The organism is Roseomonas sp. OT10 (assembly GCF_020991085.1).
Taxonomy (GTDB): Bacteria; Pseudomonadota; Alphaproteobacteria; order Acetobacterales; family Acetobacteraceae; genus Roseomonas; species Roseomonas cutis.
In genome coordinates, this window is sequence record NZ_CP087719.1 from 5,277,501 (window position 1) to 5,292,107 (window position 14,607).

Sequence of the window (14,607 nt, forward strand, 5' to 3'; positions counted from 1 at the left end):
GAACGAAGTGAGTGAGAGTGTCTCGGTGTTGCCGCTGTCCGATTGGACATGCGGGGCAGGAGGCGGGCAGCGGTCCCGGAAGGGATGGCGGGTGCGCCTTGGTCCTGCGTGCGGGCGGCGGCTGAGTGAATGGAGCGAATGAAGGGCGTTCGGTGGATGCCTTGGCGCCAGAAGGCGATGAAGGACGTGGCACGCTGCGAAAAGCCGCGGGGAGATGCGAGCGATCGTTGATCCGCGGATGTCCGAATGGGGAAACCCCTCCCGCATGGGAGATCCTGTCCTGAATTCATAGGGGCAGGAGGCGAACCCGGGGAACTGAAACATCTCAGTACCCGGAGGAAAAGACATCAACAGAGATTCCGCGAGTAGTGGCGAGCGAAAGCGGAGCAGGCCAGTGGCCTGTGGGAGTTAAGCCAAACGAGCTGGAAAGCTCGGCCAGAGTGGGTGATAGCCCCGTAGGCGTATGGCTCCCATGGGTCCTTGAGTAGGGCGGGGCACGTGAAACCCTGTCTGAACGTGGGGGGACCACCCTCCAAGCCTAAATACTCTCTGGCGACCGATAGTGCACAAGTACCGTGAGGGAAAGGTGAAAAGCACCCCGACAAGGGGAGTGAAAGAGACCTGAAACCGAACGCCTACAAGCAGTCGGAGCCTCCTTGTGGGGTGACGGCGTACCTTTTGTATAATGGGTCCGCGAGTTTCTGTTGGCAGCGAGCTTAAGCCGAGAGGTGTAGGCGCAGCGAAAGCGAGTCTGATAAGGGCGCTTGAGTTGCCGGCAGAAGACCCGAAACCGAGTGATCTAGCCATGGCCAGGCTGAAGGTGGGGTAACACCCACTGGAGGGCCGAACCCACGCCTGTTGAAAAAGTCGGGGATGAGCTGTGGCTAGGGGTGAAAGGCCAATCAAACTCGGAAATAGCTGGTTCTCCGCGAAATCTATTGAGGTAGACCGTCGTTCGGTCACCCTCGGGGGTAGAGCACCGGAAGGGCTAGGGGGGCCCAAAGCCCTACCAAACCCTACCGAACTCCGAATACCGAGGAGTGCAGGGCGGCAGACAGTCCGTGGGTGCTAAGGTCCATGGGCAAGAGGGAAACAACCCAGACCACCAGCTAAGGCCCCCAAATCGTGGCTAAGTGGGAAAGCATGTGAGACGGCCAAAACAACCAGGAGGTTGGCTTAGAAGCAGCCATCCTTTAAAGAAAGCGTAATAGCTCACTGGTCTAATAGCTGTCTTGCGGCGAAAATGTAACGGGGCTCAAGCCACGTGCCGAAGCTGTGGGTGCTTCCATTGGAAGCGCGGTAGCGGAGCGTTCCGTAAGCCTGCGAAGGGATATCCGTGAGGGGTCCTGGAGGTATCGGAAGTGAGAATGCGGACATGAGTAGCGACAAAGAGGGTGAGAACCCCTCTCGCCGAAAGTCCAAGGGTTCCTGCGCAAGGCCAATCCGCGCAGGGTGAGCCGGCCCCTAAGGCGAGGGCGAAAGCCGTAGCCGATGGAAACCAGGTGAATATTCCTGGGCCTGACAGACGTGACGACCGTGAAGTCCTGTCATCCCTTATCGGATTGGGGTGGCTGGTGGAGCGGTCCAGGAAATAGCGCTGTCGTACAGACCGTACCCGAAACCGACACAGGTGGACTGGTTGAGTATACCGAGGCGCTTGAGAGAACCATGCTGAAGGAACTAGGCAAATTGCTCGCGTAACTTCGGGATAAGCGAGACCCCGCATTGGGCAACCAGTGTGGGGTGGCACAGACCAGGGGGTGGCGACTGTTTAGTAAAAACACAGGGCTCTGCGAAATCGAGAGATGACGTATAGGGTCTGACGCCTGCCCGGTGCCGGAAGGTTAAAGGGAGGAGTGCAAGCTCCGAACTGAAGCCCCGGTAAACGGCGGCCGTAACTATAACGGTCCTAAGGTAGCGAAATTCCTTGTCGGGTAAGTTCCGACCTGCACGAATGGCGTAACGACCTCCCCACTGTCTCCAGCATGGGCTCAGCGAAATTGAATTCCCCGTGAAGATGCGGGGTACCCGTGGTCAGACGGAAAGACCCTATGAACCTTTACTGCAACTTCGCAGTGGTGCCAGGAAGGGGCTGTGTAGGATAGGTGGGAGCCATGGAAACCGGGGCGCTAGCTTCGGTGGAGGCAACCTTGAAATACCACCCTGCGCCTTTCTGGCATCTCACTGAGCCCGGTCAGCCCGGGCCAGGACCCTGCGTGGTGGGCAGTTTGACTGGGGCGGTCGCCTCCCAAATGGTAACGGAGGCGCGCGATGGTGGGCTCAGGCCGGTCGGACATCGGCTGTTGAGTGCAAAGGCATAAGCCCGCCTGACTGCGAGCGCGACAGCGCGAGCAGAGACGAAAGTCGGCCTTAGTGATCCGGTGGTCCCGCGTGGAAGGGCCATCGCTCAACGGATAAAAGGTACTCTAGGGATAACAGGCTGATCTCCCCCAAGAGTCCACATCGACGGGGAGGTTTGGCACCTCGATGTCGGCTCATCGCATCCCGGGGCTGGAGCAGGTCCCAAGGGTTCGGCTGTTCGCCGATTAAAGCGGTACGTGAGCTGGGTTTAGAACGTCGTGAGACAGTTCGGTCCCTATCTGCCATGGGTGTTGGAGACTTGCGAGGATCTGTCCCTAGTACGAGAGGACCGGGATGGACGTACCTCTGGTGCACCGGTTGTTCCGCCAGGAGCATCGCCGGGTAGCCAAGTGCGGAACGGATAACCGCTGAAGGCATCTAAGCGGGAAACCAGCCTCTAAACGAGGTCTCCCCAAGGGCCGTGGAAGACCACCACGTCGATAGGCCGCAGGTAGAAGTCCGGTAACGGATGCAGCCGAGCGGTCCTAATCGCCCGATCGAACTCCATCACCACCACAGCCGCCGCCGGGGCCTCAAAAACCCCGCCGCACGCAGCACCAAAGCGCACTCCCACTCACCCCCTCACACCCAATCCCCACATCCGTTCCCGTCCGGTGGCCTGGTGGCCATTGCGGGGCTGCCACACCCGATCCCATCCCGAACTCGGCCGTGAAACGCCCCTGCGCCCATGGTACTGCAGCTTAAGCTGCGGGAGAGTCGGTCGCCGCCAGGCCGCCAGACGGGATCCCTTCAACATCACCCCCGCGGGGTGGAGCAGCCCGGTAGCTCGTCAGGCTCATAACCTGAAGGTCACAGGTTCAAATCCTGTCCCCGCATCCATCTCACATCACAGACACCCCCCCCCATCAGAACCCATCCCCCCAGGCATCGCCCGCCCAGGGGGCTTTCGCACGTCCGTAGGGGGGGGGCTCACCCGGGGGCTGCGGTCCTTCGACCCGACTGCAACCACGTCTCTCCCTGCCTGTCTGCGCCTGAGGGCAGGGGGGCATCCGGCCTGCCGATCCAGGCGACCAGATCCTGCGTCACCACGGGCCCGTTCAGGTCTCGCAACAGGAAGTGGTAGCTCGGCGGATAATAGGCCACGCGCACCCGGTTCCCGGGCGGCAGGCTGCCCAGCAGGCGCTGCACGGCCTGCGGTGGCACCAGCCGGTCCCGGCCACCATAGACCAGCAGCACCGGCACCCTCGTCAGCCTCGCGCCGCTCAGCGCCGCCGCATCCATCAGCTCCAGCAGCCCCAGCGTCGCATCCATCCGCGTCTGCAGCAGCGTGAGCGGATCCCTGGCCCAGCGGCGCAACGCGGCCAGGTTGTCGGTCGGGGAGATCCCGGGCACGCCGCTGCTGACGGCCAGTTGTGGCGCGGCATGGGCCATGGCCTCCACCAACCAGCGCATGACGCCCGGCATCGTCTCCCGCCCCCATACCGCCGGAGCCAGCAGCACCGCCCCGTCCACCGGCGGCGGGTCGTCGGAGGCCAGGGCGAGCATCGCCACGGCTCCGCCCATGCTCTCGCCCAGCAGGATCAGCGGCACTGCGGGGTGACGTGCCCGGACCAGCCGTGCCGCGGTCGCCGCATCGGCGGCCAGCGCGTCTCCACCGGCCCAGATGCCGCGATGCGGCGCCGCCCCGAAGCCGCGCTGGTCATAGGCATAGACGGCGATGCCCGCCGCGGTCAGCGCCTCGGCCGGCTCGACCATGAAGTTGCGCGAGTCGTTGAAGCCGTGCAGCGCCAGGATGGCCGCCCGCGCCACGCCGGCCGGTTGCCAGGCGCGCAGCGGCAGGACGGCGCCGTCCGGGGCGACGATCCAGTCCTCCCCCATCCGCGCGATCCGGCTGACCGGCCCGGCGCCGATGACCTCCGGCGCGCAGCCCGCCGGCAGCAACGCCGCCAGCAGCGTCCGCCGCCTCATCCCCTTCGCCGCCCCGCCATCGGAGGGACGATCACGGCGGCGACGCGAGCCAGGCCGCGCCGTCGCGTTCGGCGCCCGAGGGGAGCGGCGCCCGCGGGTCGGCGGTGAAGGCCAGGATGTCGCGGGCCACCACCTCGCGCTGCAGGTCGCGCAGCAGGATGTGCCAGCCGTCGCGGTAGAGCGCGACCCGCGCCGGCGCATCGGCCGGCAGGGTACGCAGCGCCGCCTTGGTCGGGCGCTGCTCGATGACGCCATCCTTGGCGCCGTAGAGGAACAGGGTCGGCCCGGCGCAGCAGCGTGCCACCAGCGGCACCGTCGCCTCGGTCAGCTGCAGCAGCCCCCAGACCACGTCCACCCGCGTGTCCTTGATGGTCTGCGGGTCGGCGTTGAAGCGGGCCAGCGCATCCTCGTTGTCGGTCGGGATCATCGAGGGCGAGCCGGATCCGACCGCCAGGGACGGGAAGGAATGCAGCGCCGCCCGGAAGGAGAGGGCGGTGATGGGATTCATGTCGTCCAGCCCCCACAGCCCCGGAACCAGCAGCAGCCAGCCATCCACCCGGGGTGCTGCGGGATCGGCGCGCAGCCGCTCGGCCGCCTGCAGGGCGATGTTGGAGCCCATGCTCTCGCCGAGCACGTAGAAGGGGAGATCGGGGTGCTGCGCCCGCAGCAGCCGGATCGCGGACACGGCGTCGGAGACCAGCGCCTCCGTCCCCGGCCAGACCCCGCGCGGCTCGTTCCCGGCATGGCCGCGCTGGTCGTAGGCCTGGATCAGCAGCCCGCCCGCCACCAGCGGCGGCGCGGATTCGGCCAGGAAGTTGCGTGCCGTGTCGTTCAGCCCGTGCAGCCCCAGCAGCACGGCGCGGGGCGGGCCCTCCGGCCGCCATTCGTGCAGCGCCAGCCGGGCGCCATCGGCCATGCGCAGGCTTTGCCCCTCCAGCGCCGGCGTGGTGACGGCCGGCCCCAGCCCCGCCACCCGGGGCGTGCAGGCGCCCAGGGCCAGGATCAGGAGCAGGAGGGGAAGGAGGCTGGCCAGGGGCCAGCAGGCGGCAGTCTTGCCGGCCCTGCCGGTGGAGAAGGACCGGAACGTCATCGCGGAAGGCTAGAGCGGACCCTGCCGGCTGGAAACCGTGGCCCCGGTCAAGAAAATGCGGACGGCCCGAGGCACCCGGCCACCACCCTGGCCGGGTGGCGCGCGGGGCATTATCTACCCTCCGACCTCCCTGCACTGGATCGGATGGCGATGCGCGACGGCGACCTGACCGGCTATACCCCCCACATCGTGGCCGGCGTCACGCCGCTGGACCGCCACACCGTGACCAGCCGCGTCGTCGCCTGCGACGGCGGCAAGGGCGCGCTGGGCCACCCCACCATCTACATGCGCATCGAAGGCCAGGAGATCACCTGCCCCTACTGCTCGCGCACCTTCGTCCTGGCCGAGGGCGCCGGGGATGACGGCCATCACTGAGGCGGGGCCCGGGGATACGGCGACGGAGGCCCCCACCGTGGAAGCCCCCATCGTGGAATCCCCCACCGTGGAATCCCCTGTCGCGGAGACTCCGGCCGACGCGGCCCTGCCCCGGTCCGACGCGCCACCCGCCGCTTCCCCCCCGGCCGCCCCGGGCATGGCCGGCGCCGCGGCGCCGCCGACGCCACCGGGCGAGCGGCACCTGATCCTGGTGGACGGCGCCGGCTACATCTTCCGCGCCTTCCACGCCATGCCGCCGATGACCAACCCCCAGGGGGTGCCGGTCAACGCGGTGTTCGGCTTCTCCGGCATGCTGGCGAACTTCCTCCAGCGCCATGTCGGCAGCCATATCGCGGTGGTCTTCGACGCCTCGCGCATCACCTTCCGCAACGACATCTACCCCGCCTACAAGGCGCACCGCCCGGACCCGCCGCCGGAGCTGATCCCCCAGTTCGCCCTGATCCGCGAGGCCACCGCCGCCTTCGGCGTCGCCTGCGTCGAGCAGGAGGGGTTCGAGGCGGACGACATGATCGCGACCTACGCCACCGCCTTCGCGCGCGACGGCGGGCGGGTGACGGTCGTCTCCTCCGACAAGGACCTGATGCAGCTCGTCGAGGAGCGCATCGAGCTGCTCGACCCGATCAAGCAGAAGCCGATCCGCGCGGCGGAGGTGCTGGAGAAGTTCGGCGTCGCCCCGGAGAAGGTGGTGGAGGTCCAGGCGCTTGCCGGCGATCCCACGGACAACGTCCCCGGCGTGCCCGGCATCGGCATCAAGACCGCCGCCCAGCTCATCGAGACCTATGGCGACCTGGAGACGCTGCTCTCCCGCACCGCCGAGATCAAGCAGCCCAAGCGCCGCCAAGCGCTGGAGGAGAATGCCGAGGCCGCGCGCATCAGCCGCCGGCTGGTGGAGCTGGACCGCAACGCCCCGACCCCGCAGGGGGTGGAGGAGTTCGTCGCCCATCCGCCCGAGCCCGCGCGCCTCGCATCCTTCCTCCAGCACCAGGGCTTCCGCAGCCTGCTGCACCGGCTGGGCCTGTCGAGCGACGGCAATCCGCCGCCCCGCCCGGTTCCCTCCGCGCCCGTCGTGGCGGCGCCGCTGACGCTGCCCACCGATACGACCGGCTTCGGACCCTACGAAACCGTCACCACGCTGGACGCCCTGAACGCCTGGGTGGAGCGTGCCCGCGCCGCCGGGGTGATGGCGCTGGACACGGAGACGGACAGCCTCGACGCCCTGGCCGCCAACCTCGTCGGCGTCTGCCTCGCCGTCGGGCCGGGGCAGGCGGCCTATGTGCCGCTGCGCCATGCCGGGGCAGACATGCTGACGCCGACGCCGGAGCAGATCCCCTTCGACGACGCGGTCGCCGCGCTGCGCCCGCTGCTGTCCGACCCCACCGTGCTGAAGGTGCTGCACAACGCCAAGTACGACCTGGAGGTGCTGGGCCGCGCGGAGAACGGCGCGCTGGCGGTCACGCCGGTCGACGACACCATGCTGATCTCCTACAGCCTGGAGGCGGGGAAGCACGGGCACGGCATGGACGAGCTGTCGCGCCTGCACCTCGCCCACATGCCGGTCACCTATGACGAGGTGACCGGCACCGGCCGCGCCCGCATTCCCTTCACGCTGGTCCCGCTGGACAAGGCCACCGCCTATGCCGCCGAGGATGCGGACGTCACGCTGCGCCTCTGGCACGCGCTGAAGCCGAAGCTGCGCGAGGAGAAGGCGCTCGCCCTCTACGAGCAGGTGGAGCGGCGCATGATCGCCGTGCTGCGCGACATGGAGGTCGCGGGCATCAAGGTGGACGGCGCCGAGCTGTCCCGCATCGGCGAGGACTTCTCCCAGCGCATGGTCGCGCTGGAGGCGGAGATCCACGCCCTGGTCGGCCGGCCCTTCAACGTCGGCTCGCCCAAGCAGCTCGGCGACATCCTGTTCGGCGAGATGGGGCTGCCGGGCGGGCGCAAGGGCAAGACCGGCGCCTATTCCACCGACGTCTTCGTGCTGGAGGAGCTGGCGGCGCAGGGGCACGAGCTGCCGCGCAAGGTGCTGGACTGGCGACAGCTCTCCAAGCTGAAATCGACCTACGTGGACGGGTTGCAGGCCCAGACCGCGACCGATGGCCGGGTGCATACCGACTTCTCCATGGCCATCACCTCCACCGGCCGGCTCTCCTCCACCGAGCCCAACCTGCAGAACATCCCGATCCGCACGGAGGAGGGCGCGAAGATCCGCCGCGCCTTCGTGGCCGAGCCGGGGCACCTGCTGCTGGCGGCGGACTACTCGCAGATCGAATTGCGGCTGCTGGCCCACCTGGCCGATGTGCCGACGCTGCGCGAGGCATTCCAGCAGGGCGAGGACATCCACGCCCGCACGGCGCGCGAGATCTTCGGCCTGCCGCCCGGCGCGCCGGTGGACCGCGAGCTGCGCCGCCGCGCCAAGACGGTGAACTTCGGCATCATCTACGGCATCAGCGCCTTCGGGCTGGGGCCGCGCCTGGGCATCACCACCGGTGAGGCGCGGGGCATCATCGACGCCTACTTCACCCAGTACCCGGGCATCCGCGACGCGATGGAAGCGATCAAGGAGCACGCCCGCATCCACGGCTATGTGCTGAGCCCCTTCGGGCGGCGGCTGTGGATCGACGGCATCACCGCGAAGGAACAGGGCCGCCGCGGCAACGCGGAGCGCCAGGCCATCAACGCGCCCTTCCAGGGGGGTGCTGCCGAGATCATCAAGCGCGCGATGGTGCGCCTGCCCCGCGCCATGGCGGCGGCTGGGCTGACCGGCCGCATGCTGCTCCAGGTGCATGACGAACTGCTGTTCGAGGTGCCGGAGGCGGAGGTGGAGCCGACAGCCGCCCTGGTGCGCGGCGTGATGGAGGGGGTCGCGACGCTGCGCGTGCCGCTGGCCGTCGATGTCGGCTGGGGCCATTCCTGGGCCGAGGCGCACTGATACCGGTGGCGGGATAACCTGACCCGTGGTGCTGCCGTGTTCCAGTGTCGGACTGGGAGGGGACGCCGTCCCCTCCCAGACCCTCCCCTGCCGGGGCCACAAGCGGGCCCCGGTCCCCGCTGGGAGTCTGGCTCTCCGTGGCTGTCGTCAGCCTGCGGGCTGAACCCTGACGGAGCGTGGACAGGCGGGACTCCGAAAAAGCTCAGAAGGCGTCAGCGAGAACGGACACCGTACCCGCCGAGGAGCATGGCTCCTCGGCGCCTTGACCCCGTGTCAGGCTGACCCGCGGCAGCACCAGATGGGTCCAGGGCCCGCAGGGTCCTGGCGGAGTGGGGGTACGGGGGCGAGGCAGAGCCTTGCCCCCGGGGTCACAGGGCGCATCCCGCGCCGACTCGGATCAAGGCATAGCACCGACCGTATGAGCGCACCCGTTGGGCAGGTCGCGGATACGACAAGGGCCCGGGAGGAAGCTCCCGGGCCCTTGTTGCCTCATGGTCCCGCCAGGGGCGGGACCCGTGGACGGATCAGCCGCGCAACTGGGCCGTGCGGCCGGCCGGGCCCTTCAGCGGGGCGGCCGAGTTGCTCCAGTCGGACGGGGTGGCGCCGAAGCGGTTCGGCGTCACGGTGCCGGCGTAGCGGAGCGCATCGCCCCGGGCGCTGACGCTGTTGCCCGAGGCCGGGCTGGCACCGTAGCCATTCTGCGTCACGGCCATCATGGTGACAAAGGGATTGCCGGTGGCGGACGCCGAGTTGGACTGGTCCAGCACATCTGCCATGGCGGGCAGGGCGGCGCCCAGCGACAGGGCCAGGGCGGCGGCAAGGGCAGGAATACGTGACATGGCGGGTTCTTCTTCCTTTTTCCGCGTTCGGCGGGCTCGATTGCCCGTTGCGGTGGCCTCCATATGCGCCTGCCCCACCCTCAGCGGTACGACGGGAATGCTGAGTTCGGTTATCACGGAAAATGATCGATGCTCGACCCGCTGACCCTTGATCAGCTACGCGTCCTCATCGCCGTGGCGGAGACCGGCAGCTTTTCCGCGGCCGCACGCAGGCTGCAACGGGTGCAGTCCGCCATCAGCCAGTCGGTCCAGTCCCTGGAGGGGACGCTCCGCCTGACCCTGTTCGACCGCAGTGGGAAGCGCCCTCGCCTGACCGGGCCGGGCCAGGCGGTGCTGGCCGATGCCCGCCGCATGGTGGAGGGCGCCAGGATGCTGCGGGCCCGGGCGGAGAGCATCTCCCAGGGCATGGAGCCGGAGCTGACGGTCGCCGTGGACCAGCTTTTCCCGCGCCAGCCCGGCATGGCGGCGCTGCGGGCCTTGCAGGCGCAGTTCCCCGACCTGGCGGTGCGGCTGCTGACCGAGGGCGTCGGGGCCCCGGAGCGCCACCTGCGCAACGGCATCGCCCAGTTCGCCATCTACCCCGTGGAGATCACCGGCGCGACGGAGCTGGAGAGCGAGTTCCTGGTCGAGGTGGAGATGCTGCCGGTTGCCGCGGCCGGCCATCGCCTGGCGGCGCACGACCGCATGCTGACGCGCGAGGACCTGCTGCCCGAGGTACAGCTGGTTCTGACCGACGTCTCCGATACGCGGGGCTGGTCGCGGGGCATCGTCAGCCAGCACGTCTGGCGCTTCGCCGACATGCACACCCGGCTGGACTTCCTCCTGGAGGGCTTCGGCTGGTGCAACATGCCCGCTCATGTGGTGGAGCCCCACCTGGCCAGCGGCGCCCTGCGGCCCTTGCGCATCCAGGGACGGGGCCGCTTCGTCCTGGCCCTGCACGTTGTCTACCGCGCGGGCCGTCCGCCGGGCATCGCCGGCCGCTGGATGATCGACCGGCTCCGGGCCGAGCTGGGCACGGCCTGACCGTGGCCCCGGCGGTGGGGTGTGCCCGTCCTGGCCGGTCCCACCGGAGATTGTTTCGTAACGGAGGCGCCGCTATCCCCATGCCAGGAGAGGAGACCCCACGTCCATGCCCCGATTCGCCGGCTCGTACCGCGCGCTCCTGCTGCTCGGCCTGATTGCCCCGCTGCCCGCCTGCGTCCAGCCCGTGGTCGTGCAGCAGGTGCCGGTGCAGGCAAGCTGCGACACCACCTTCCGCCTGACCAACAACTCCAACACGACGATCCGCGAATTCTACTTCAGCCATGCCAGCCAGGGCCGCTGGGGCGCCGACCAGCTGGGCGAGAACGTCCTCGGCCCGGGCCAGTCGAGCAGCTACCGCGCCGCCAATACGGGCCTCTACGACTTCCGCGTCGTCTGGACGGATGGCAGCGCCGCGGAGGTCCGGGGCATCGACATCTGCCGCGCGGCGCGGATCACCGCCTCCGGCCGGCGCCTCTACGCCTCCTGACCCACGCGGCGGCCCGGCACGACCGGGCCGCCCGCGCTTCCGCCGTACCGGTCAGTTCAGCGCATGGCTGGAGAGCGGCGCCTGGCATCCCCCCAGCGCCATGGAGAGGCGCCGCGCCAGGTCCTCGGGACGGAAGGGCTTCTGGATGATCTGCTCCTGCCCCTCGCCCGCCACCGCGGCCGCATCGGCATAGCCGGTGAGGAACAGCACCGGTACGCCGGGGCGGCGGCTGCGCGCGGCCTGGGCGACCTCGACCCCGTTCATGCCCGGCATGGCGAAGTCCAGCAGCAGCAGGTCGACATGCGCCTCGCGGTCCAGCAGGTCGAGCGCCGCCCCGCCGCTGCCGGCCTCGACGACGCGGTAGCCCAGGTCCCGCAGCGCGGCGGCGGTGGTCTCCCGCACCGCGCTGTCGTCGTCGACCAGCAGCACCAGCCGGTCCGCCGCCTGCGCCCTGGCCGCCGGGGCGGCGGGCCGGTTGCAGCCGGCCGGGGCGGTCCCCGCGGCGCGCGGCAGCAGGACGCTGACCGTGGTGCCGCGCCCCTCCTCCGCCTCCACCCGCACGCCGCCGCCGGATTGCTGCGCGAAGCCGAGCACCTGGCTGAGCCCGAGGCCGGAGCCGGCCCCGACGGGCTTGGTCGTGAAGAAGGGCTCGAACATCCTGTCCCGCACGGCCGCGGGCATGCCGGGGCCGGTATCGGCCACGGAGATGGCGACGTATTCCCCGGCGGGCGGGTCGTGCGGGCGTTCCGGCTCTCCCATGGTCACGTTGCTGGTGCCGACACGGAGGCTGCCGCCGCCGGGCATCGCGTCGCGGGCGTTCAGCGCCAGGTTGAGGATCACCAGCTCCAGCTGGGTCGGGTCCACCTGTGCCGGCCAGGGTTCGGGCGAGAGCGAGATGTCCAGCTTCACCCGGCCGCCGACCGTGCTGCGCAGCAGCTCCGCCAGTTCCGCGATGGTGGCGTTGAGGTCCACCGTCCGCGGCTCCAGCCGCTGCCGGCGGGAGAAGGCGAGCAGCTGGTGGGTCAGGGCCGCCCCGCGCTCGCCGGCCAGGCGCACCATCTCCAGGCGGCGCTGCTGCGTCGCGTCGGTGGCGGCGCGGGCGAGGAGGCGGACATTGCCCAGGATGACGGTCAGCAGGTTGTTGAAGTCGTGCGCGACGCCGGCGGTGAGCTGGCCCACCGCCTCCAGCCGCTGCATCTGCCGCAGCCCGGCCTCCATGCGCTCCCGCTCCTCGATCTGGGACCGGAGCTGGTGGTTGGCGGCCGCCAGCTCGGCGGTGCGCTCGGTGACGCGCTGCTCCAGCGCCTCGGCGGCGCGGTGGGTCGCGGTGACGTCCAGGTTGCAGCCGGTGTAGCCGAGGAAGCTGCCCGTGGCGTCGAAAAGCGGCGCGCCCTCGCAGCGCAGCCAGCGGATCTCGCCGTGCCGGTCGCGCACCCGGCTCTCGGCATGGAAGGGCTGCCGGGCGTCGAAGGCGCGGCGGAAGGCGTCGTGGAAGGTGGGGACGTCGTCGGGATGCACCACCGCGAGCCAGCCCTCGCCGTGCAGCCGTTCCGCCGGGATGCCGAACAGGGTCTCGGCATGGCGGTTGGCGAAGACGAGCCCGCCCCTGGAATCGGTCACCCAGATCAGGGCCGGGGCGCTGTTCGCCATGTTGCGGAACCAGGCCTCGCCGTCGCGCCGCGCGGAGGCCGGGGAAGGGGGCGGGCCAACCGGCGCCTGGGCCGCGGGGCGTTCCTGCGCCGCGCTGCTGGACAAATCCGACCGAGGCGCCATCTCCGGGTCGGGATGGCCTCGCTCCCGCGGATCTGTCCTCTGCTCGCCCTTGGGCAACGCGACCTCATCTGACCGGCCCGCCAGGCACGACGGACGGCCTGGACCGTGGTGAAGGGAGGCCGGAAGCTAAGGGCAGCCAGACAGGGCGGCAACCGCCGCCATGACCAGTACAACGGGCTGTACCTTCACCATCGGGTGACGGGTCGCGGTCAGGCCCCGCGGTCCAGGGTGAAGAACGGCGTCTCCATCAGCTCCGGCTCGGCGAAGGCTTCCAGCCGCGCGCGGGCCTGGTCGATATCCTCGCGGAAGAAGTGCGCCGCCATGGCATGGGCGAGACGCTCCGCCCCCACCGACACGCCCGGCACGTCCGAGGCGATGGCGCCGAGGCTGGCCGCGGCGGCGTGGCTGAACAGGTGGATGCGCGAGAGGCCCGGGCAGGCGCCGGGCTCGCGCTCGGTCAGCGCGAAGCCGCCGTCGAGCCAGGGGAAGGCGGCGAGGGCGGCGCGCGCCTGCCCCGGAGGCGGGGCGTAGCGGTCGGCCCAGAGGGCGATCCGCGACGCCACGGCCGAGAGTTCGGGGACGCGCGCCATGTCCACCGCGAAGCCGGTGCCCAGGATCAGGAAGTCGGCCTCGGCGGTGCGGCCGCCTCCCAGGGTCAGCGACACCCCCTCCGGCCCGCGCCGGGCGGCAAGGATGGGGGTGGCGAAGTGGATGCGGAAGCCGGGGCTGCGCAGCGTGCGCAGGATCGTCTCGTGCGGGGGCGGGGCCTGCAGGTCGTGCATGTAGACGAGCAGGCGCCACTTCTCCTCCGGCGGCAGATCGGCCCAGCCCTCGAAGAAGCCGGGATTGGCGGAACCGCGGCCCTTGTTGACCTGCGGCAGCTCGCGGCGACGGACATACATGTCCACCCCGGCGGCCCCTGCCTCCAGCGCCGTGGCGGCGTTGTCCCAGGCCGAGGGGCCGGCGCCCATCACCGCCACCTGCCGCCCGCGCAGCGCCGCGAAGTCGATCGCCTCGTTGGTGTGGGCGGCGCGGTCGGGCCAGAGGGCGGGGTCGATCCCCGCGGGCAGCAGCACGCCGCCGGTGCCGCCACGGCCCGTGGCCAGGACGACGCGCCGGGCGAAGACCCGGCGCTCGGCGCCGTCCTCGCGCAGCGCCACCTCCACGAAGCCGTCATGAGGCAGGAGACGCAGCACCTCCACCCCGCTGCGCAGCGGCAGGGCGAGGGTGCGGCGGACCCAGGTGAGGTAGTCCTGCCAGACGCCGTTGGGGATCTTGTACAGCGCCTCCCAGGCCGCCTCGCCGAAGGCGGCCTCGTACCAGGCGCGGAAGGTCAGGGAGGGGATGCCCAGCGACACGCCCGGCAACTGCTTCGGGCTGCGCAGCGTCTCCATCCGGGCATAGGTGATCCAGGGCCCCTCCAGACCCTCCGGGGCGCGGTCCAGCATCAGGACGTTGCGCAGCCCCTTCAGGATCAGCGCCGCGGTGGCGGCGATGCCGTACATCCCGCCGCCCACCACCAGCACATCCGTCATCGGCACCCCGTCCGGCCCGGAAACCTCGGCGGTCCAGTTGGCCGGCGGCAGGCAAAGCAGGTCGAGGTCGCGGGCGACCTGGCGGGCGTGCGCGTCCGGCCCGGCCGGAGGAGGGAGGAGGTCGTTCATGCCGGGAGGGGCGCGAGGCTTCGCATGTGCAACATGCTAGCGCCGTTCGGCGCGCGGCGGGTAGGCATCGCGGGCACGGCAGCCACGCCTTCGGGCCGAGGCCGCAGGGAGCC

The 14,607-nt window shown here is 70.0% G+C and carries 9 protein-coding genes, 1 tRNA gene and 2 rRNA genes; 7 read left to right on the top strand and 5 right to left on the bottom strand.

What is annotated here, in order from left to right:
- Positions 1 to 129 precede the first annotated feature (129 nt).
- From LPC08_RS24075 to LPC08_RS24085, 3 genes are all read left to right on the top strand, one after another.
- Positions 130 to 2,871 (top strand): 23S ribosomal RNA (locus LPC08_RS24075).
- 108 nt (positions 2,872 to 2,979) lie between these two features.
- Positions 2,980 to 3,094 (top strand): 5S ribosomal RNA (gene rrf / locus LPC08_RS24080).
- 30 nt (positions 3,095 to 3,124) lie between these two features.
- Positions 3,125 to 3,201 (top strand) — tRNA-Met (locus LPC08_RS24085).
- A 90-nt stretch (positions 3,202 to 3,291) separates the two neighbouring features.
- Here the strand turns inward: LPC08_RS24085 and LPC08_RS24090 are convergent.
- Both LPC08_RS24090 and LPC08_RS24095 read right to left on the bottom strand, forming a co-directional pair.
- Positions 3,292 to 4,290, bottom strand: a complete 999-nt coding sequence (locus tag LPC08_RS24090; RefSeq protein ID WP_230450742.1) for an alpha/beta fold hydrolase — start codon at positions 4,288 to 4,290, stop codon at positions 3,292 to 3,294.
- A gap of 31 nt (positions 4,291 to 4,321) precedes the next feature.
- The gene (locus LPC08_RS24095) at positions 4,322 to 5,380 is read right to left on the bottom strand and encodes an alpha/beta fold hydrolase (protein ID WP_230450743.1); all 1,059 of its coding nucleotides are present in this window, start codon (positions 5,378 to 5,380) and stop codon (positions 4,322 to 4,324) included.
- A gap of 150 nt (positions 5,381 to 5,530) precedes the next feature.
- Here LPC08_RS24095 and LPC08_RS24100 point away from each other — a divergent pair, with 150 nt between their 5' ends.
- Positions 5,531 to 5,755 (top strand): zinc-finger domain-containing protein, encoded by a 225-nt coding sequence (locus LPC08_RS24100; RefSeq protein ID WP_230450744.1) that lies wholly within the window; start codon positions 5,531 to 5,533, stop codon positions 5,753 to 5,755.
- A 157-nt stretch (positions 5,756 to 5,912) separates the two neighbouring features.
- On the top strand, positions 5,913 to 8,708 hold the full coding sequence (gene polA, locus LPC08_RS24105; protein ID WP_230453148.1) for a DNA polymerase I: 2,796 nt from the start codon (positions 5,913 to 5,915) through the stop codon (positions 8,706 to 8,708).
- Between the two features lie 524 nt (positions 8,709 to 9,232).
- On the opposite strand, the gene LPC08_RS24110 is transcribed toward polA, so the two are convergent.
- Positions 9,233 to 9,547: a hypothetical protein gene (locus LPC08_RS24110; RefSeq protein ID WP_230450745.1), complete on the bottom strand. Its 315-nt coding sequence runs from the start codon at positions 9,545 to 9,547 to the stop codon at positions 9,233 to 9,235.
- 129 nt (positions 9,548 to 9,676) lie between these two features.
- Here LPC08_RS24110 and LPC08_RS24115 point away from each other — a divergent pair, with 129 nt between their 5' ends.
- Both LPC08_RS24115 and LPC08_RS24120 read left to right on the top strand, forming a co-directional pair.
- On the top strand, positions 9,677 to 10,570 hold the full coding sequence (locus tag LPC08_RS24115) for a LysR family transcriptional regulator (protein WP_230450746.1): 894 nt from the start codon (positions 9,677 to 9,679) through the stop codon (positions 10,568 to 10,570).
- 106 nt (positions 10,571 to 10,676) lie between these two features.
- Complete coding sequence (locus LPC08_RS24120) at positions 10,677 to 11,057, top strand: hypothetical protein (RefSeq protein ID WP_230450747.1); 381 nt, start codon at positions 10,677 to 10,679, stop codon at positions 11,055 to 11,057.
- Between the two features lie 51 nt (positions 11,058 to 11,108).
- On the opposite strand, the gene LPC08_RS24125 is transcribed toward LPC08_RS24120, so the two are convergent.
- Both LPC08_RS24125 and LPC08_RS24130 read right to left on the bottom strand, forming a co-directional pair.
- Complete coding sequence (locus tag LPC08_RS24125; protein ID WP_304622048.1) at positions 11,109 to 12,830, bottom strand: response regulator; 1,722 nt, start codon at positions 12,828 to 12,830, stop codon at positions 11,109 to 11,111.
- A 209-nt stretch (positions 12,831 to 13,039) separates the two neighbouring features.
- Complete coding sequence (locus LPC08_RS24130; protein WP_230450749.1) at positions 13,040 to 14,494, bottom strand: FAD/NAD(P)-binding protein; 1,455 nt, start codon at positions 14,492 to 14,494, stop codon at positions 13,040 to 13,042.
- Positions 14,495 to 14,607 lie beyond the last annotated feature (113 nt).

Coding starts and splice junctions, on each gene's coding strand:
- LPC08_RS24110 (WP_230450745.1), bottom strand. CDS start 9,547: ATGTCACGTATTCCTGCCCTTGCCGCCGCCCTGGCCCTGTCGCTGGGC.
- polA (WP_230453148.1), top strand. CDS start 5,913: ATGGCCGGCGCCGCGGCGCCGCCGACGCCACCGGGCGAGCGGCACCTG.
- LPC08_RS24090 (WP_230450742.1), bottom strand. CDS start 4,290: ATGAGGCGGCGGACGCTGCTGGCGGCGTTGCTGCCGGCGGGCTGCGCG.
- LPC08_RS24125 (WP_304622048.1), bottom strand. CDS start 12,830: ATGGCGCCTCGGTCGGATTTGTCCAGCAGCGCGGCGCAGGAACGCCCC.
- LPC08_RS24100 (WP_230450744.1), top strand. CDS start 5,531: ATGCGCGACGGCGACCTGACCGGCTATACCCCCCACATCGTGGCCGGC.
- LPC08_RS24130 (WP_230450749.1), bottom strand. CDS start 14,494: ATGAACGACCTCCTCCCTCCTCCGGCCGGGCCGGACGCGCACGCCCGC.
- LPC08_RS24115 (WP_230450746.1), top strand. CDS start 9,677: ATGCTCGACCCGCTGACCCTTGATCAGCTACGCGTCCTCATCGCCGTG.
- LPC08_RS24095 (WP_230450743.1), bottom strand. CDS start 5,380: ATGACGTTCCGGTCCTTCTCCACCGGCAGGGCCGGCAAGACTGCCGCC.
- LPC08_RS24120 (WP_230450747.1), top strand. CDS start 10,677: ATGCCCCGATTCGCCGGCTCGTACCGCGCGCTCCTGCTGCTCGGCCTG.